The sequence below is a fragment of the Pedobacter chinensis genome (assembly GCF_003339865.1).
Lineage (GTDB): Bacteria > Bacteroidota > Bacteroidia > Sphingobacteriales > Sphingobacteriaceae > Pedobacter > Pedobacter chinensis.
Genome location: NZ_QPKV01000003.1, coordinates 421,592 through 440,002 on the forward strand (window position 1 = coordinate 421,592; position 18,411 = coordinate 440,002).

Consider the following 18,411-nt stretch of genomic DNA (forward strand, 5'->3'; position numbering starts at 1 on the left):
AATGAAAAAGATATATATAATGTTAATTGCTTTTGCAATATCATTTTCTGGATGTAAGAAGTATTTTGATGTAAATACAGACCCAGCTACACCGCAAAATCCGGAGAGTAGAACTTTGGTGCCACCATTGTTTGCTCAAATGGAGCGAGGTGTGCAATGGGATTCTAGATATTTAGGCGGAACTATCCAATATTTTGGAGGAGCAGTTAATGTTGGTGAATCACATGGATGGTTGGCAGCAAGTGATGCTTTGGGAGAGATTTGGAGAACTTGCTATTATGGTCTAGGTGCAAATATCAGTCTTATTATTGAAGACAGTGAGAAAAAGCAAGAATGGAATTATGTTGGCTTGGGACAATCATTGAGAGCTTGGGGATGGCAGATCACCACTGACTATACCGGTGAGATTATTGTAAAACAAGCATTTGAACCAAATCGGTTTATATTCGATTATGATTCTCAGGAAGATGTATATGCAGAGGTTGTGCGTTTGGCAAATGAATCTATTAAAAACTTTAGCAGAACTGATGGCACAGGCTCTGTTGTAAAATTAGCGTCTGCTGATTTAGTATATGCAGGGGATCCTGCAAAGTGGATCAAGTTCAATTACGGTTTGTTAGCAAGGAATGCCAGCAGTACAATTAATAAAGCAAGTTATGACCCACAAAAGGTAATTGATTACGTTGACAAAGCTTTAGGTAGTAATGCAGATAATTTTATTATCCCTAATAATGGTACCATTGCTGCTGATGCAAACTTTTTTGGCCCGTTAAGAGCAAACTTAGCTTCCTATCGCCAAACCAGAATCATCGTCGGATTATTAGATGGCACCTATTTTACTGGAACTGCTGGTACTGTAATAGATCCTCGTAGAAATAATATGATTACTGCTTCACAAGATGGGGTTTTCCGAGGAACAAATCCTAATGCTTCAGATCCAGGAACTGTTGCCAATGCAAATCAAATCGCTAACCCATGGGGTTCATTAGGCAGCGCTAATCCTGGGGCTGGTAATGGAAAATATCTTTTCAAAGATAAAGCAGGTTTCCCTATTATGACTTACTCTGAAATGCAATTTCTAAAAGCAGAAGCTGCGTTTAGAAAAGAAGATAAACAAACTGCATATACAGCCTATTTAAATGGTATCTCAGCAAGTATTGATTTTGTTAGCGCACTGGGAACAGCAATCACAACAGCAGAAAAAACAGCATATATGCAAAGTGCATCTGTGAAACAATCTGCAACAGACTTGACTTTGAAAGATATCATGCTACAAAAGTATTTGGCGCTATATGGTTATGGATTTGTTGAAACCTGGACTGATTTACGTAAATACAATTACATCACAGGAGACTCTAAAGGCAATAACCCATACTTAGGTACTTTTGTGTTTCCAAGTGCTTTTTCTGCGGACAATGGTGGAAAGCCAGCACAAAGAACTCGTCCAAGATATAACTCCGAATATATCTGGAATATTGAAGCACTTAAAAAAATAGGTGCAGATAAAGTTGATTATCATACTAAGCCAATGTGGTTCTCACTTCCTTAATGTTAAAAATAGATAGATATGAAAAAAATATTATATATACTGACGGCCTGCATTGGATTGCTAACGTCATGTGCTAAAGATGATGATTTGGAAAGTGTGGAAAACACCGAGTATGAAAGACTTACGCCTGGTGACACTAAATACTCTTATTTAAAAGTGCTAAACCTAACCCCTGGCAGCCCTGTTGTAAACTACTATATAGATGGTACTAAGTTTTCGGCATCACTGGCTTCTTCAGGTATTGAAAATGCCGGGTATACCTATAACGGTTTATTTCCAGATTTTGGATATGCAGCTACAACTCCTGGTTCTCATAAGTTGACAGCGAAAATTATACCTACCGCAGCTGCTGATGCTAGTTTAGAAGTTTTGAATACAACCATATCCCCGGCACCTGGAAAGTACTATACGATTTATACCACAGGCCAGTATTCGGCAACAAACAAAATGCTGGGTACTCCTTTTGTGTTAGAGGATGTGAAACCAGCTTTGGATACTTCGAAAATTTTTGTGCGCTTAGTAAATCTTGCCATAGGATTGCCTAATATAGATCTGGTAAAAGGCCCTTTAGTTACTGATCCAAAAATCATAACCAATATTGGCTATGGTCAGGCTTCAGATTGGGTAGTGGTTCCAAATTTGGGACCGGGAACAGCACCTACTGTACCATTGTGGTATATTAACGCTGATACAGGAGCACCGCTATCAACCGCTGTTTCTAATGTAATTTTAACGAAAGGTAGGGCTTATACGCTTTACATTAGAGGGATATTTGGTACCACTGGTACGACAGCAGTAACCACAACTTTTTATACCACATTCTTTTAACATTTTATAAGAGTATAAAGACTTTTTAAACCAAGGCAGAAACGGCCTTGGTTTTTTGTATATTAAGAGCTGTAAACTGATGAAAAAACTGATATTGTTTTCCTTATTGTTTATTGCGTCAAAAACTTTAAATGCTGCAATATTTACAGTAACCTCTAATGCTAATGCTGGGATTGGCTCATTACGCGAAGCAATTATCAGTGCCAATAATAATGGAGTAGCAACTGTCGATTACATCTATTTCAATCTGCCTGGATCATCTTCAATTGATGTCACTATAGCTTTGGAAAGCGAGCTCCCGATAATTACTTCTAATATCATTATAGATGCCACTACCCAACCCTTTTCAGCATTTGCGCATCCAAATATTAAAATTAGCTTGATAAGAACAGTTGCTGATTATTTCAACGGATTAAGAATGGATAATGCCAGTAAAGTAGAAGTTTACGGTGTGCTGTTTAGAAACTTCCAATCAGATCCTTTGGGTGCAATTGATGATAAAAAGGGAGGTATATTTCTTTATAATTCCAGTGATGTAAAAATTGGTGCTCCCAACAAACCGAATTGTTTTGTAGGGTGTTATGCCGGAATTTTATCGCCATTCGTTATTCCTAAATTTTTCATAGAGAATGTGAAAATATCCTCTAATATCTTTGGCTTGGCAGAAAATGGTTTAACTGCTGTGCCAAATGAAACCGGTATTGATATTAGTTTCATGAAAAATGGAATAATTGGTGGAGATATACCAGAAGAAGGAAATCTAATAACCAGCAATACCAGAACAGGTATCGCGCTAGGTGGCGCCGAATCCAATATTAAAATATCCAATAATATTATCGGGTTAGATAAAAACTTCAATGCAAAACCATCTCTGTCAGCAAATGGAATCTATGTAAATGGTGGTACAAGCATACCGCTAATTACCGATAATATTATAGCTGTTCAAGCAAAAGGCATTTATGTAGATTATGTGAATAGTGGTTTTATTATTGCCCGGAACAAAATTGGTACAGGAAAAACAGGTGCAGAGAACTTTTCTAATACATTGGGCATTCATATTAATTTTTCTAATACTAAAGGATTAATTGGCGGTGAAAATATAACAGACCTAAATGTTATTGCTTATAATAAAACGGCCATTCTTATTGAAAACTCGTATCCCATATCGATTTTTAAAAATAGTATTTATTGCAACAATAGTGGAGCAATTACTTTTAAAAACCAATCTGTCGATCAAGCCAAAATTGACGTCATAACTGCAGATGAAGTAAGCGGGGTATATAGCCCAAATTCAATTGTTGAACTGTTTTATACAGATGATTGTATTGATTGCCAGGGTAAAACCTGGTTTGCGACACTACGAACTGATGCGGCTGGAGCTTGGAAATACGTCGGTCCTGTTACTGGAAAATTGACCAGTTTGGGTACAGATGCAAATGGCGCAACATCTAACTTTTCCAAACCTTTAATTGATGATACTGATAAACAAATCTTGGATCCTTATTGTGGACAAACAACTGGGAGCATAAAAAATATTCACATTTATAATGCAAGTATTTTTCAGTGGTACAATGCTGAAGGACAGATTGTTGGCAACGCTAAAGATTTGGAAAATGTAGGGCCGGGCTCTTATTATTTAAAAGCAGGGCAACTGGGAGCCTGTGATGTCACATCTGCCACTTATACCATCGGATCATTAGGGAATGGTATTGACGATGCGAATAAAAGAATTTCAGATGAAATTTGCGGTGCTTCAAACGGAAGTATAAGGAATATTGGCATAGCTAATAATTTACCAAGGGTTTGGTATAATTCTGTGGGTAATATCGTAAGCAGAGATAATGACCTGGAAAATGTTCCGGCTGATAATTATTATTTCAAGGCAGGGACGGGTCTGTGCGAAATTACTTCACCGGTTTATGCCGTTAAAAATGTATCAAAGAACTATGAGGCTAAAACTGTTTCAATTGTTCCTGCCAGCTGTGGAAATCAAAATGGAAGCATAACAATACAAGCATACCAGTCCGAAGCCCCTACTGTTTTTATATGGACAGATAGGGAAGGGAATATTATTAGCAGAACAGAAAACCTGATAAATGTATTTCCTGGCACGTATACATTAACAGCATCTGATGGAGCGAATTGCGAAAATGTCGCTGGTGTTTTTACAGTTAATTCAACCGAAACTCCTATTGTAGATTTGACCAAAATGCAATCATATATCAATTGCGATGGTAATACCATACATGTAACAGGGATTGAGGTGGCCGGATCCACATCGCCATATACTTATCAATGGTTAACTGTTGATGAAAAATTGATTTATAATGAGTTAAATTTAATTGCCAAGCCTGGAAAATACTACCTAAGGATAAAGGACAGGTATGGCTGCGAAATAACCACTGACCTTATTGAATTTGACCAATTAGAAAACAAAACCCTTAAAATCCCAAATTCCATTACTCCAAATGGTGATGGAATAAATGATACATGGAGTTTAGCTGGTGTAGAAAATTATCCAAATGCCGAATTTTTCGTGTTTAACAGAAATGGCGACAGGATATTCTATTCAAAAGGTTATGCCAAAGAATTTGATGGCACATATAATGGTAAGCCGTTAGGCGTGGGTGTTTATTTCTATGTTATCGATCTAAAAACTGATTGTGGCAAACTGACGGGCAGTTTAACCATCTTAAAATAAGATTTTAGAATAACCTTCATTTCATCAAAACTTATCTTTTTAAGTCGATATTCTTCAAATAGCATATACAACAAAGCGTCAGAATTAATTCTTTTCTGGCGCTTTGCTTTTTGATTACAAAATCTTAAACCCTAAGCTTAATTGGAATAAGTTTGGTTTCTGGCTATATTTTTCACTTTTACTGATGTTTGAAAGTCCGGCTTCGTAACGTAAATCAACAGAGATTGAGCCCACATCAACACCTGCACCAGCCTGAACACCGAAAGCCTGATTTTTGTAATTGTCAAAATCTGTAGCTTGTTGATAAGCAGAACTGAAGGTTGAATTTTCATCCAGTACAAATGAAACCACAGGCCCCGCCATTACCCTGAAATTAAGATTTTTGGCACCAAATTTTGTTCCCAGTAAAACCGGGATATCCAATGTGGTAAATTTAACTTTTCCTTCAGCTGCTACCTCTGTATTGTTATTGTTGGTAAAACTGATGAACTTGTTGCCTTTACTACCAATATAAGCTTCAGGCTGTACATAAAAACTTGCACCCCCAACGCGTGCCCATGCACCGATTTGATAGCCTAACCGGTTTTCTTCACTTGCAAAGTCAGCATTGATTTTTGCAAGGTTGATACCTGCCTTAACGCCCAAATTAAAGGTTTGTGCTTGAGAAGTTGCCCAACCCAGGCTTAGCAAAACAATAGATAAGATTATTTTTTTCATTTTTCTTTAAGTTTAAAATTTCTGGTTTTTATGCCTGTTTAGTTTTTATAACGACGTTTTAACACAATTATCGTGCAAAAACATTCCGCAAATCTCAGCTTTTTTTATGGCATGCCATAAAAAGATATTAACCTCAATAAATATTTTTTACTTTTGCATCAAATAAAATCCGCTATGGCTAATTTTCAACTTACTTCAGAAACTGCATTCAAGGTTAAAACAAAGTTTTTAAGGAAATATCGTGATTTAGCTAATGAACCATTGGATTTTACGCCAGGTAAAGAAGATCAATTGGTGGAAGATTTAATGCGTTTAGTGAAACGCGATCGCACGTATATTGAATTTACAATCCAAAAGGCTTTGGCCGATACTAAAGGTAACAGGCTTTAAGTAAAAAAAACTTTTCTTATTTTAGTTCAATTTACGAACTGCTCAAATACCTGTTTTTAATATTTATGGGTTTTTGTACATTTACCTTCATACAAGTTGATAGATAATCCACTAACCTTAGGGTTCTGGAGTTTAAAATATAAAGGCATGAAGAAACTAAAGTACATTGTTTTAGCAGCAGGTTTTGGCCTGGCTGTTATCTCTTTTTCATTTAAGGAAGATTTATTTCTGGTTTCAAAAAACCTGGATATTTTTGCTTCTTTATACAAGGAAATCAATATCAATTATGTTGATGATACCAATGCCCCTCAGTTAATGAAAACAGGCATTGATGCCATGTTGGATACCCTTGATCCTTACACTGAATATGTCCCTGAATCAGAAATTGAAGATTATAAACTCAAATATGTAAGCACCCAATATGGAGGGATCGGCGCCGCCACGGTTTTAATCGATGAGAAATTATTCATTAATGATGTGAGTGAAGGTTATCCTGCCAACAAGGGTGATGTAAAACCCGGCGATCAGGTGTTGAAAATAAATGGAATTGATGTTAAAGGAAAAGAGCGGGCCCAAATCAGTCAATTGCTTCGCGGACCAAAAGGAACCCCGGTAGATTTAATTTTAGTAAGAGATGGTAAAGAAATAACCAAAAAACTGATTCGTGAAGAGATTAAACAACCTAATGTTTCCTATTACGGCATGATGGGCGATGGTATTGGTTATATCAAGCTCGATAAATTCTTAGAAAACTCAGGTCAGGAAGTTAAAGATGCACTGTTGAGCCTCAATAAAGAAAATCCTAAGGGAATTGTATTGGATTTAAGAAATAATGGCGGCGGTATTCTGCAGGAAGCAGTTAAAATCGTTAATCTGTTTGTTAACAAAGATCAGTTGGTTGTTATTCAAAAAGGGAAAAATGCGGAAAAAACCATTACCTATAAAACACTTTTTGCCCCCGTTTCTGCAACAGTTCCATTGGTGGTATTGGTAAATGGAAATTCAGCATCAGCTTCTGAAATTGTTGCCGGCTCATTGCAGGATTTAGATCGTGCAATTGTTGTTGGACAGCGGAGCTACGGAAAGGGATTGGTTCAGCAAACATTTAATCTTCCTTATAACAGCTTAGTAAAAGTTACCGTGGCGAAATACTATACACCTTCGGGAAGATGTATCCAAAAGCTTGATTATGCGCATAAGAATGCGAATGGAGTAGCAGAGCGCTTTGCCGATTCAACCATTACCATGTACCAAACCAAAGGAGGGAGAAATGTTTATAGTGGAAATGGCGTTTATCCTGATTTGGTGGTTAATGCAGCCAGGTTAAGCCCGGTTACCATTTCCATGATCAATAAAAACTTGTTTTTCAACTATGCGAATTTGTATTGGAAGAAAAATCCAAAACTCGAATCAGCAAAAGCTTTCCAGGTATCAGATGGAGATTATACTGCTTTTGTGAATACTTTGGCTGATAAAGATCTAACTTACCAAAGCAGAACGGAGCGATTACTATCTGATTTACGTGCCGAGGCAGAAAAGGAAAATAAATCAGCCGAAGTTAAAGCTGATCTTGAAAATCTGAAGTATAAATTAACCTCATCAAAAAAGAATGATCTGGCCACGCACAAAGCAGAAATAAAACGAATTTTGGAAACCCAGATTATTAGCAGATATTTTTATGAAAAGGGTAGAATAGAGCAGAGTTTCCAATATGATAAAGAATTGGCTGCGGCTAAAACACTGTTTACCAATCAATCTCAAATGCTGGCCATACTAAAGGGCGATGGAAATTATAAAGTGATCGGAAAACCTGTTAGGGAAATAGTATCCTTGGATTGATTTGCATAATATTTTACTCTTTGGGTTGAATTTTAGGCTACAAAAAGCGGGTATTTTAGGCTGGTTTAAAACTTTAACACTCGATCATATAGATGATTACCTGCTAAATTTTAAGTATTGACCTCATCTCTGAAAGTTTAACAAAGAGTAAATGAAAAAAATCTTATTCGTTGTATTAGCCTTAATCAACCTGCAAACCCGGGCTCAAAATTATGCTCCATCAGCTGCAAATTTGAAACAAAGGGAATGGTTTGGTCAAGCTCGTTTTGGATTGTTTATTCATTGGGGGCCTTTTAGCATTCCCGGAAGTGGCGAATGGGTAATGAATCAAAGAAAATTAACCGTTCATAATTATACCAATTTGAAGGATTTTTTTAATCCGGTTGATTTTAATGCAGCGCAATGGGTAAGCATGGCAAAAAATGCGGGGATGAAATACATTACTTTAATTACCCGGCACCATGATGGTTTCAGCATGTGGGATACTAAATATTCTGATTTTAATATCATGAATACCCCATATCAGAAAGATGTTGTTAAAATGATGGCTGATGAATGCCATAAGCAAGGAATTCAACTTTACCTATATTATTCTTTGTTGGATTGGAGACGTGAAGACTATCCTCATGAAACGGGTCGCACGGGTCAAAATTCAGGCAGAAAAGGTAAAGGAGATTATGCCAGTTATCTTCAGTTCATGAAAAACCAGTTAACAGAGTTATTAACGAACTATGGAGAAATTGGAGGCATTTGGTTCGATGGACATTGGGATCAGACTGCACCAGAGGGAGAAAAAGACAGAACTTCGAGATTAGACTGGAAATATGATGAGATTTATAGCTTAATCCATAAGCTTCAACCACAATGTATGATTGGGAATAATCACCATCTGACACCCTTTCCGGGTGAAGATTTCCAAATGTTTGAACGCGATTTACCAGGAGAAAATAAATCAGGGCTGAGCTTTCAGAAAGCATCTGATCAATTGCCATTGGAAACTTGTGAAACCATTTCTGATTCATGGGGATATAATCTTAGCGATACCACTTATAAAACACCAAAACAACTTATTGAAATGTTGGTAAAGGCAGCAGGCTTGGGATCAAACCTTTTATTAAACATTGGCCCAATGCCTAATGGTAAAATTCAACCGGAATTTCAGGAAAGACTGGCGCAAGTGGGCGATTGGCTGAAAGTTTATGGCGAAAGCATATACAATACACAAGCCGGATTTATTAAACCTCAAAGCTGGGGTGGCATAACCCAAAAGGATAATAAGATATATGTACATGTGTTAGATGGCCAAAAGTCATCTGTTTCCATAGAAAATATCCCATTCAAAAAAATTAATAAAGCTTATTTGCTTAAGAATGGAAATAAGATTCCATATAAATTGGAAAAATCTAAATTAGAACTGGCAATTAATTTTCAAAACGATGAACCTGATCGTGTGGTGGTACTGGAAGTTAAAAAATAACCTGATTCATACTTGTTTCAAGTTAATTTCTCTACTTTAGTAAAACGATTTAACAACATATTAGCCGAATATTTAGAACCCTATGAAAATCAGAAGTATAAAATCATTGTTTCTTATCTTATTAATCTTTTCAGTTAAAAGTAATGCACAACAAAAAAATAATTTAACTCAATTTGTAGATCCAATTATTGGCTCTGCCAAACACGGGCATGTTTTTGTTGGCGCCAATGTTCCGTTTGGAGCGGTGCAATTGGGGCCGAACAACATCATGGAAGGTTGGGACTGGTGTAGCGGGTATAATTATGTAAGCAACACCATTACAGGTTTTTCGCATACTCATTTAAGCGGAACCGGCATTGGTGATTTAGGTGATATCTCCATTATGCCGGTAACCGGTGCCACTATCTTACAAAAGGGTAAAAAGGGAGAAGAAGAACTCGGTTATCTCTCCAGGTTTTCACATACCAATGAAGTTGCAAAAGCTGGTTATTACAGCGTGCTTCTTGATAAATATAAAATTAAAGCTGAATTAACCACAACCGATCGGGTAGGTTTTCATCAATATACTTTTCCAAAAAATGCAGTAACCCCTCATCTCATGATCGATTTAGTGGAAGGCATAGGTTGGGATGAACCTACAAATACTTCTTTCAAACAAATTGATGCAACAACAATTGTCGGAAAAAGAGATTCCAAAGGCTGGGCAGAAGATCAAAGATTATACTTCGTAATTAAGTTTTCACAACCCGTTAAAAATTTCGAAATATATGAAGACGATCAATTAAGAAAAAGTAAAGATGTTAAAGGGAAGAAATTAAAAGCAGTTGTGAATTTTGCATCTGTTAATAATGATAAACTTCAAATTAAAGTAGCCCTGTCGCCAATGAGCATTGAAAATGCGATCATAAATCTTAAAACCGAATTGCCGGGATGGGATTTTGCAGCCACAGTGAAAAAAGCTGATGCGAAATGGGAAAAAGAATTATCGAAAGTGAAAATCGATGCTTCTGCAACTACAAAAAAAGTATTTTATACTGCTTTGTATCATACAATGGTTGCCCCATCGCTTTTTAATGATGTAAATAAAGATTATTTGGGAACAGACAAAAAGGTGTACCGAAATGCAAATTTCACTAATTACACAACTTTTTCTCTTTGGGATACTTATCGTGCTGCCAATCCACTTTATACCATCCTCCATCAGGATAAGGTTAAAGATATTGTAAACACCATGCTGGCTATTTATAAACAGCAAGGTAAACTCCCTGTTTGGCATTTAATGGGCAGTGAAACCAATACCATGGTTGGTTATCATGCTGTTCCGGTGGTTGTAGATGCTTACTTAAAAGGTTACCGCGGCTTTGATGTAAATCTTGCTTACGAAGCTGTTAAGCAATCGGCAATGCAAAAAACAAACGGAATTGAATACATACAGCAGTTGAAACACATTCCTGCCGATCAGGTTAATGAGTCAGTTGCAAAAGCATTGGAATATGCGATTGACGATTATTGTATCGCCATGTTTGCAAAAGCTTTAAATAAAACTGAAGATTACCAATATTTCAGTAAAAGAGCACAGCTCTATGCTCAATATTTCGATAAAGATGTTCAGTTTATGAGGGGTAAGCTGGCCGATGGAAGTTGGAGGACACCATTTAATCCTGTTGTATCCAAACACCGCGAAGATGATTACACCGAGGGCAATGCCTGGCAATATACCTGGTTGGTTCCGCAAGATGTGGAAGGGCTGATTAATCTGTTTGGCGGAGATAAACCTTTTGTGAATAAGCTTGATTCGTTGTTCATTGTTCCTGCAGATTTGGGCGAAAACAGTTCTCCTGATATTTCTGGCCTTATCGGAAACTATGCGCAGGGAAATGAACCTGGCCATCACATTCCTTATTTATATGCTTATGCCGGTCAACCCTGGAAAACTGCCGATCTGATCAGAAAAATTGATCAGGAATTTTATACCTCAAAACCTGATGGCCTTTGCGGCAATGAAGATGTCGGACAAATGAGTGCCTGGTATATATTTTCAGCTTTGGGGTTTTATCCTGTCAACCCGGCTAACGGAGCCTATGTTTTTGGAACACCCTTAATTAATGCTGCCACCATAAATCTGGCAGGTAATAAAAAGTTCGATATTAAAGTAATTAACAATAGTGCTGCGAATAAATACATCCAGAAGATAGTGATCAATGGTAAGCCGTATTCAAAATCATTTCTCTTGCATAAAACGATTGCCAATGGAGGTGTGATGCAAATTTATATGGGCAATACACCGTCAAAAACCTGGGGTGTAAATCCTGCAGACAGGCCGGTTTCGGGGAAATGATTTGTTTTTTGAAAATTGTTAAATGACTTGGATGACAGTAGTTAAACGAGGTCTGTCATTCTGAAGAATAATTTATTTTGCTTTGCAGCTATTTCGTGGTCATAAAAATCAATATAAATGATGTTGTTTTTAATGATCGGTAATTAAGCATTTTGCAATTCCCCTCTTTTAGAGGGGTGCCCGCAGGGCGGGGTGTTTTTTGTCTTGGTACGGGCTTTTTTGTTTATTTTTTTTATCGGTCTTTCATGCTTGCTTCGCGGGTCTTCACTGCGTTAAGAATGACAAGTACCATCAAAAAAGTTGCCATTTAATGATGACAATTATTTTTTATTCTCCTTAACTTAAAGTTTTTGCTATTGGAAATACCAAACCAATATTTTAAATTATTCAATCTTAAAAAACCCTTTGTATGAGAACAATGCTTTTATTTCTTTTAATCGTTGGCAGTTTAAACACCACAGCACAAGAACGATACGAATTAAATAGGGGCTGGCTATGTAGCAGCATTAAGGAAGTAAAAGCTGATGGGTTACAAATCTCAAACAGCAACTTCTCCTTAAATAATTGGATGCCTGCAACGGTGCCAGGAACAGTATTAACCACTTTGCTTAATAATAAGAAAGTACCTGATCCATTTTATGGAATGAACAATGAGAAAATTGCCGATATCTATAACACAGGAAATGAGCATTATACATATTGGTTTGTAAAAGATTTTAATGAAAAGGCCACTGGTAGTGAGCAGGTTTGGTTACAATTCAGGGGAATAAATTATAAGGCTGAAATATTCTTAAATGGTAAAAAAGTAAATGCTAAAATGCATGAAGGAATGCATTTACGGGCAACTTATAATATTACAAAGCTGCTTTCATCAACAGGAAAAAATCGTTTAGCTGTAATTGTTTATCCTCCCGATTTTCCTGGAAATCCTAATGGCGGACAAGGTGGCGATGGTACAATTGCAAAAGGCTTAACCACACAATATACAGCAGGCTGGGATTGGATTCAGCCCATTCGTGATCGCAATACCGGGATTTGGGATAAGGTAACCATCGAAAAAACAAAGGGTATCAATATTCAAAATCCACATGTGGTAACCTTGGTTCCGGGAAAAAGAATACCAGATGCCAGACAACAACCAGCCACCATTAAAGTTTCTGTTGAAATTGAGAACCCTACTGCCAAGCCTGTTTCGGGCATATTGCAATATGAGATTGCTGGAAAAGCAGTAAGGAAAAATGTTACTATTTCTGCTGCTCATACTGTGGTACAGCTTCCTGATTTAACTTTAGAAAATCCTAAACTTTGGTGGCCAAATGGTTATGGCAAACAAGATTTATACCCGCTAAACATTAAGTTCATTAGCTCAAATCAGGTTTTGGATCAGGAAAATTTAACCATTGGCATCAGGCAGATTGATAACATCTGGAATGCGCATACAAGGAGTATGGGTGCTTATGTGAACGGGCAAAAGATTTTTATAAAGGGCGGAAACTGGATTATTTCTGATGCGATGCTACGTTTTAGCGATGCACGTTATGATGCCGAGGTTCGTTATCACAAAGATATGAACCTGAACCTGATCAGAATTTGGGGTGGCGCTATTTTAGAGCGGCCAGAATTTTATAATGCTTGTGATAAATATGGTTTATTGGTTTTTCAGGATTTTTGGTTCAGTGGTGATTGCAATGGTCGATGGGTAGATCCAATGAAAAAAGAGGATCAATGGACAAGAAGAAACTACCCTGACAATCATCCATTGGTTTTAACAGCGATCGAAGATCAGGTAAAATTAATTCGCAATCATGCATCGCTGGCATTTTGGTGTGGAGGTAATGAAATTACACCACCTGATGATATTTTAAATCCGATTAAAAATGATATTCTGCCACGTTTAGATGGTACACGAAAGTTTTTCGATTTCTCCAATAGCGATGAAATGTCGTACAACAGTATTGGTGGCAACGGCGACGGGCCTTATGGCATTCAGAACCCGGAAAGCTTTTGGTCGGTAAGAACATTTCCTTATAACTCAGAAGTTGGTTCAGTGGGTGTGGGCGATTACGAATCTCTGGAAAGATTTATTCCAAAAGAAAACATGATTGCGCCCCAATTTAAAAACAAGCCAGATTCTGTATGGGATTATCATAAATACATTGGTTACGATCAATACATTGACCCCTACGGAAAGGCTAAGGATGCAAAGGATTTTGCCATGAAAGCACAATTGGTTAATTATGATCAGTACCGCGCCTTGATGGAAGGTTTTTCCAATAAAATGTGGGATTGGTATACCGGTTCGATTATCTGGAAAACACAAAATCCATGGACAGCCTTACGCGGCCAGATGTATGATTATTACCTTGATCCAAATGCCTGTTTATATGGATTACGCAAAGGAAGCGAACCTTTACACGTCATGATGAATCCTTTAGATAGTATGGTTACCGTTGTAAATAATGGCCTGATTGACCGAAATAATTTAATGGTGCAAGCGAAAGTTTATGATATGGATGGGAAAGATTACTTTTATTCGCGGGTATTCAATTCCATTGGTGCTTCTTCGGTTCGCAGGTTTTTCCCATTAAATGATTTTTTAAAAAAACTCGATAAAAAAGATGGTGTTTTTGTTTCATTGAAACTCTTAAATGAAAAGCAACAAACACTAAGTGAAAATATTTATTGGCTTGCCGATAAAGATGGGAATTATAAAGGTTTACAAAGCATAAAGCAAGCAACATTAAAAATCACAGCAGTTAAAAAATCAAAAGCGAAAGTTGAGGTTTTACTGATCAATCAGCAAAATAATCCGGTCGCCTTTTTTAATCGTATTGCTTTAATAGATCCGCAAACAGGCAAGCGAATTCTCCCTGCTTTTTACGATGATAATTATGTAAGTGTTTTACCTGGAGAAAGCAAAACCATTACTATTGAACATACAGAACCCACAGATAATTTAGCACTGGAGGTTTATGGCTGGAATGTGGAACGACAAAAGGTGGCGATTCAGTAAATTCTACAGAGATATGCCTAAAACGCGATACCTGAACGGTCGTCATCCTGAACATGTTTCACTGTTGTCCGGTTAAAGTCTATGCTAGCCATAAAACCTTTCAAATTAAGCTAAAAACGTTGTTTTTATAGCAATTTTAAATGACAAGCCCATTGTTTTTCAGTTTTAAAAATACTTATCCAAATCCGGCTGTCCGGTAAAAAACTATTCATTTGTTAAAGTTCTAATCATTTAAACTGTTTATAGCTTCAATATCCAGCGAAATATATTTTCAACAGACAAATATTACAGCCATTTGTCATTAGGCTGTCCGGTAAAAAATTAATTCAAAATTTTTACCGGACAACAGTGAACATGTTTCAGGAACTTAATGGCATGAACGCCTGGCAGGAAAGATGCTGAAACAAGTTCAGCAAGACGAGGCGGCTGGGCGGAGCGCTTAAAACGCGATACCTGAACGGTCGTCATCCTGAACATGTTTCAGGACCTTAATGGCATGAACGCCTGGCAGGAAAGATGCTGAAGCAAGTTCAGCATGACGTGGCGGATGGGCGGAGTGCTTAAAACACCATATCTGAAGGTCGCCATCCTGAACTTGTTTCAGGACCTTAATGGCATGAACGTCTGGCAGAAAAGATGCTGAAACAAGTTCAGCATGACGTGGTGGCTTGGCGAGGCGTTTAAAACACCATACCTGAACGGTCGCCTTCAGGACCTTAATGGCATGAACGCCTCGGCAGGAAAGATGCTGACCGCGAAGTAGCTACAAGACCGTTTAAAATTAATATTTACACTTGTAAAATAAATTTACTTCGTAGCTTTCCGCTTCGCTACAGGTCAGCATGACGACGGCTGGGCGGAGCGCTTAAAAACCATGCATGAACGGTCGTCATCCTGAACATGTTTCAGGACCTTAATAACATGAACGCCTGCAGAAAAGAGCTGACCACGAAGTAGCTACAAGACCTTTTAGAATTAATATTTACACTTGTAAAATAAATTTACTTCGTAGCTTTCCGCTTCGCTACAGGTCAGCATGACGTGGTGGCTGGGCGGAGCGCTTAAAATGCCATACCTGAACAGTCGTCATCCTGAACTTGTTTCAGGACCTTAGTAGTATGAATGCCTGGCAGGAAAGAGCTGACCACGATTAACTACAAGACCATTGAAAACACTAACGCTACTTTGTAAAACAAGTTCAGCAAGCTGTGGGGCTGGACAAAACGCTTAAAAAAAAGGCGATACTTAAGCATCGCCTTTAAAAATTATATTGCTTTTTGCACTAGCTTACGCCGTGAAGTTTCACTTTTAAACCGTCCATGTTATTATTTAACTGGAGTTGACAAGCTAAACGAGAGTTTGGTAATAAATCCGGCAAGGTATCTAACATCGCATACTCATCATCACTCATTTCATTAAGCTTTTCTTCGCCCTCTAAAATATCCACGCAGCAGGTGGCACATAAAGCCATTCCGCCACATGTGGCTAAAATATCATATTCAGATGCCTTTAAGAACTCCATCAAACTTAAACCCATATCGGTTGGTGCTTCGTGAGGTGTAACTGAACCATCCGGTTCTTGCATGTATATTGTAATGTTGTTTTCCATTTTGCTCGCTTATTAGCGCAAACTTAGTTAAAATTGTTTTTTATTGAAACAATATTAACGCAAAGCTTAAAATTCCGAAACTCCGTTTACAGTGGTATATTTCATGGTGTATTTAACTCCGGGATTCATGTAAGAATAAGCGCTGTGGCTCATTAATGCAGCCTCGTGGAAACCACAAAGAATCAGTTTCAATTTATTGGTGTAAGTATTGATGTCGCCGATGGCATAAACACCCGGGATATTGGTTGAATAATCATCAACATTTACCTCAATTGCACTTTTGCTAATGTTTAAGTTCCACGCTTCAATCGGTCCTAATTTCGGGCTCAAGCCAAACAATGGAATTAAATGATCAGCCTCTACTACAGTTTTTTCCATAGTACGGTTTTGAACGATTTCAACCTGTTCCAGTTTATCTGTTCCTTGTACTGCTTGAAGGTTGCTGTTTAAAATCAGATTAATTTTTCCGCTTTCGGCCAGCGCCATTACTTTAGCAACAGAATCTGGTGCCCCACGAAAACTCTCGCTTCGGTGCACAAGGGTTAATTCAGAACAAACTTCTGCCAGGTAAATGGTCCAGTCTAAAGCAGAGTCGCCACCACCAGCGATAACCATTTTCTGATCGCGATATTTCTCAGGATCAAGAATCATATAGTTAACACCTTTTCCGTTCTCAAAATTTTCCAAATTTTCTACCGCAGGTTTACGTGGTTCGAAACAACCCAAACCACCCGCAATTACCACAACTTTAGCTTCGATAACGGTTCCCATGTTCGTGGTTAAAACGAAATCAGCTTCGCCGCGTTTTTCTAATCCCTCAATACGCTCTCCCAAAGTAAATGTTGGATGGAACGGCTTGGCCTGCTCCATCAGGTTGTCGATCAGTTCCTGAGCCAATACCGATGGATAACCCGGAATATCATAAATTGGTTTCTTAGGATAAATTTCAGAGAGTTGACCACCAACCTGAGGTAAGTAATCAATTAAATGGCAACGCATTTTTAATAAACCGGCTTCAAAAATGGCAAATAAACCAACCGGACCAGCGCCTATTATGGCTATATCAGTAGAGATCATTCAAAAAAAATTTGATGCAAAGTTACAAAATAAAGTTTTATCAATCTCTCTATTTAGAAATATTCTAGATAATTCTGTAATCTTATTGTATTCAGTATTTTATATGCTTTGATATCGCTCAAAACAAAAGTTAAAGGTTTTCATGTATTTCCAGCAAATTATAATTGGTCTATGGATTTAATGGAGTTAGGTTTTTCTTGCCTTTCCAGCTTTATCTCATTCAAAGCAATAATAAGCTGATTCGGAGATTTATCCTTCTTGTTCTTATACAAAAATAAACCATCTTTCTTATCCCAGGATAAGGTACAACTATCAACCAGGCCGAATTGATAAAGTTCTCCGGTAGCTTTATTGTTGTCATAGTCAAAGAAAACGGTATCTTTTTTAATATGATATTTTCCACTCACTCGTTCTATCCCAAAGCATACTATAGTGGTTGAAAATTTACCATTTTCTTTTAATTTAAGAGTGGTTGTACAATTCGCAGAACCCTCTCTACCAGCAATTAAAATATCTTTTCCCTCCAATTGATCAAAGTCTATTAATCCATGAGGAGCGTATGCGGTTAAAATCAATACGCTCGTAAGTGCCATAACTAAGAAAACCCGATTCTTTTCAGAAAATTTTCTCTTAAAAAGTAATATTATTTGTTTTGATAAAACAAAAAGCAAAGTAAGGTAAGCAAATATTAAAATTAAGGAGGCTGGAATAAGTATTGCCCTACTTTTCCCCTCCCAATAGTATGCCGTTTGTATAACAAAAAAGAAAGCAAAAATACTTATCCAAATTGCCTTGTTTTTCATCTTTAGAATATTAATGTGATATACTGAAATGGCTTTTAAATTTAAACCAATTAATTCATCATTTTGCTGA

Annotated in this window: 12 protein-coding genes; 8 read left to right on the plus strand and 4 right to left on the minus strand. The window is 37.3% G+C overall.

Translation table 11 applies throughout. The annotated features are described in order from the left end of the window. The first annotated feature begins 1 nt into the window (after position 1). The 3 genes from DU508_RS07105 (at position 2) to DU508_RS07115 (ending at position 5,078) form a co-directional block, all read left to right on the plus strand. The gene (locus tag DU508_RS07105; protein WP_115402144.1) at positions 2-1,549 is read left to right on the plus strand and encodes a SusD/RagB family nutrient-binding outer membrane lipoprotein; all 1,548 of its coding nucleotides are present in this window, start codon (positions 2-4) and stop codon (positions 1,547-1,549) included. 18 nt (positions 1,550-1,567) lie between these two features. Then, positions 1,568-2,377 carry a DUF4397 domain-containing protein gene (locus DU508_RS07110; protein ID WP_115402145.1) on the plus strand — a complete coding sequence of 270 codons (810 nt, stop codon included), beginning with the start codon at positions 1,568-1,570 and terminating at the stop codon, positions 2,375-2,377. A gap of 79 nt (positions 2,378-2,456) precedes the next feature. After that, the gene (locus DU508_RS07115; RefSeq protein WP_115402146.1) at positions 2,457-5,078 is read left to right on the plus strand and encodes a gliding motility-associated C-terminal domain-containing protein; all 2,622 of its coding nucleotides are present in this window, start codon (positions 2,457-2,459) and stop codon (positions 5,076-5,078) included. A 114-nt stretch (positions 5,079-5,192) separates the two neighbouring features. Here DU508_RS07115 and DU508_RS07120 read toward each other — a convergent pair whose 3' ends face one another. After that, on the minus strand, positions 5,193-5,795 hold the full coding sequence (locus DU508_RS07120) for a porin family protein (protein WP_115402147.1): 603 nt from the start codon (positions 5,793-5,795) through the stop codon (positions 5,193-5,195). A gap of 174 nt (positions 5,796-5,969) precedes the next feature. On the opposite strand from DU508_RS07120, the gene DU508_RS07125 reads away from it, so the two are divergent. The 5 genes from DU508_RS07125 (at position 5,970) to DU508_RS07145 (ending at position 14,852) form a co-directional block, all read left to right on the plus strand. After that, positions 5,970-6,185, plus strand: a complete 216-nt coding sequence (locus tag DU508_RS07125) for a hypothetical protein (RefSeq protein ID WP_115402148.1) — start codon at positions 5,970-5,972, stop codon at positions 6,183-6,185. 147 nt (positions 6,186-6,332) lie between these two features. Beyond that, positions 6,333-8,024, plus strand: coding sequence for a S41 family peptidase (locus tag DU508_RS07130; protein ID WP_115402713.1), 1,692 nt, complete (start codon positions 6,333-6,335; stop codon positions 8,022-8,024). A gap of 151 nt (positions 8,025-8,175) precedes the next feature. Then, the gene (locus DU508_RS07135) at positions 8,176-9,501 is read left to right on the plus strand and encodes an alpha-L-fucosidase (protein WP_115402149.1); all 1,326 of its coding nucleotides are present in this window, start codon (positions 8,176-8,178) and stop codon (positions 9,499-9,501) included. Between the two features lie 82 nt (positions 9,502-9,583). Continuing rightward, positions 9,584-11,839: a GH92 family glycosyl hydrolase gene (locus DU508_RS07140; RefSeq protein WP_115402150.1), complete on the plus strand. Its 2,256-nt coding sequence runs from the start codon at positions 9,584-9,586 to the stop codon at positions 11,837-11,839. 409 nt (positions 11,840-12,248) lie between these two features. Next, positions 12,249-14,852: a glycoside hydrolase family 2 protein gene (locus tag DU508_RS07145; protein WP_115402151.1), complete on the plus strand. Its 2,604-nt coding sequence runs from the start codon at positions 12,249-12,251 to the stop codon at positions 14,850-14,852. Between the two features lie 1,282 nt (positions 14,853-16,134). Here DU508_RS07145 and DU508_RS07150 read toward each other — a convergent pair. The 3 genes from DU508_RS07150 to DU508_RS07160 form a co-directional block, all read right to left on the minus strand. After that, positions 16,135-16,461, minus strand: coding sequence for a 2Fe-2S iron-sulfur cluster-binding protein (locus DU508_RS07150; protein ID WP_115402152.1), 327 nt, complete (start codon positions 16,459-16,461; stop codon positions 16,135-16,137). Positions 16,462-16,527: 66 nt separating this feature from the next. After that, on the minus strand, positions 16,528-17,538 hold the full coding sequence (locus tag DU508_RS07155; RefSeq protein WP_115402153.1) for an NAD(P)/FAD-dependent oxidoreductase: 1,011 nt from the start codon (positions 17,536-17,538) through the stop codon (positions 16,528-16,530). A gap of 158 nt (positions 17,539-17,696) precedes the next feature. Then, on the minus strand, positions 17,697-18,341 hold the full coding sequence (locus DU508_RS07160) for a hypothetical protein (protein WP_147273599.1): 645 nt from the start codon (positions 18,339-18,341) through the stop codon (positions 17,697-17,699). Positions 18,342-18,411 lie beyond the last annotated feature (70 nt).

What these genes read in the sequence shown, in the direction of transcription:
- DU508_RS07105 (WP_115402144.1), top strand. Translation starts at nt 2, where the DNA reads ATGAAAAAGATATATATAATGTTAATTGCTTTTGCAATATCATTTTCT.
- DU508_RS07110 (WP_115402145.1), top strand. Translation starts at nt 1,568, where the DNA reads ATGAAAAAAATATTATATATACTGACGGCCTGCATTGGATTGCTAACG.
- DU508_RS07115 (WP_115402146.1), top strand. Translation starts at nt 2,457, where the DNA reads ATGAAAAAACTGATATTGTTTTCCTTATTGTTTATTGCGTCAAAAACT.
- DU508_RS07120 (WP_115402147.1), bottom strand. Translation starts at nt 5,795, where the DNA reads ATGAAAAAAATAATCTTATCTATTGTTTTGCTAAGCCTGGGTTGGGCA.
- DU508_RS07125 (WP_115402148.1), top strand. Translation starts at nt 5,970, where the DNA reads ATGGCTAATTTTCAACTTACTTCAGAAACTGCATTCAAGGTTAAAACA.
- DU508_RS07130 (WP_115402713.1), top strand. Translation starts at nt 6,333, where the DNA reads ATGAAGAAACTAAAGTACATTGTTTTAGCAGCAGGTTTTGGCCTGGCT.
- DU508_RS07135 (WP_115402149.1), top strand. Translation starts at nt 8,176, where the DNA reads ATGAAAAAAATCTTATTCGTTGTATTAGCCTTAATCAACCTGCAAACC.
- DU508_RS07140 (WP_115402150.1), top strand. Translation starts at nt 9,584, where the DNA reads ATGAAAATCAGAAGTATAAAATCATTGTTTCTTATCTTATTAATCTTT.
- DU508_RS07145 (WP_115402151.1), top strand. Translation starts at nt 12,249, where the DNA reads ATGAGAACAATGCTTTTATTTCTTTTAATCGTTGGCAGTTTAAACACC.
- DU508_RS07150 (WP_115402152.1), bottom strand. Translation starts at nt 16,461, where the DNA reads ATGGAAAACAACATTACAATATACATGCAAGAACCGGATGGTTCAGTT.
- DU508_RS07155 (WP_115402153.1), bottom strand. Translation starts at nt 17,538, where the DNA reads ATGATCTCTACTGATATAGCCATAATAGGCGCTGGTCCGGTTGGTTTA.
- DU508_RS07160 (WP_147273599.1), bottom strand. Translation starts at nt 18,341, where the DNA reads ATGAAAAACAAGGCAATTTGGATAAGTATTTTTGCTTTCTTTTTTGTT.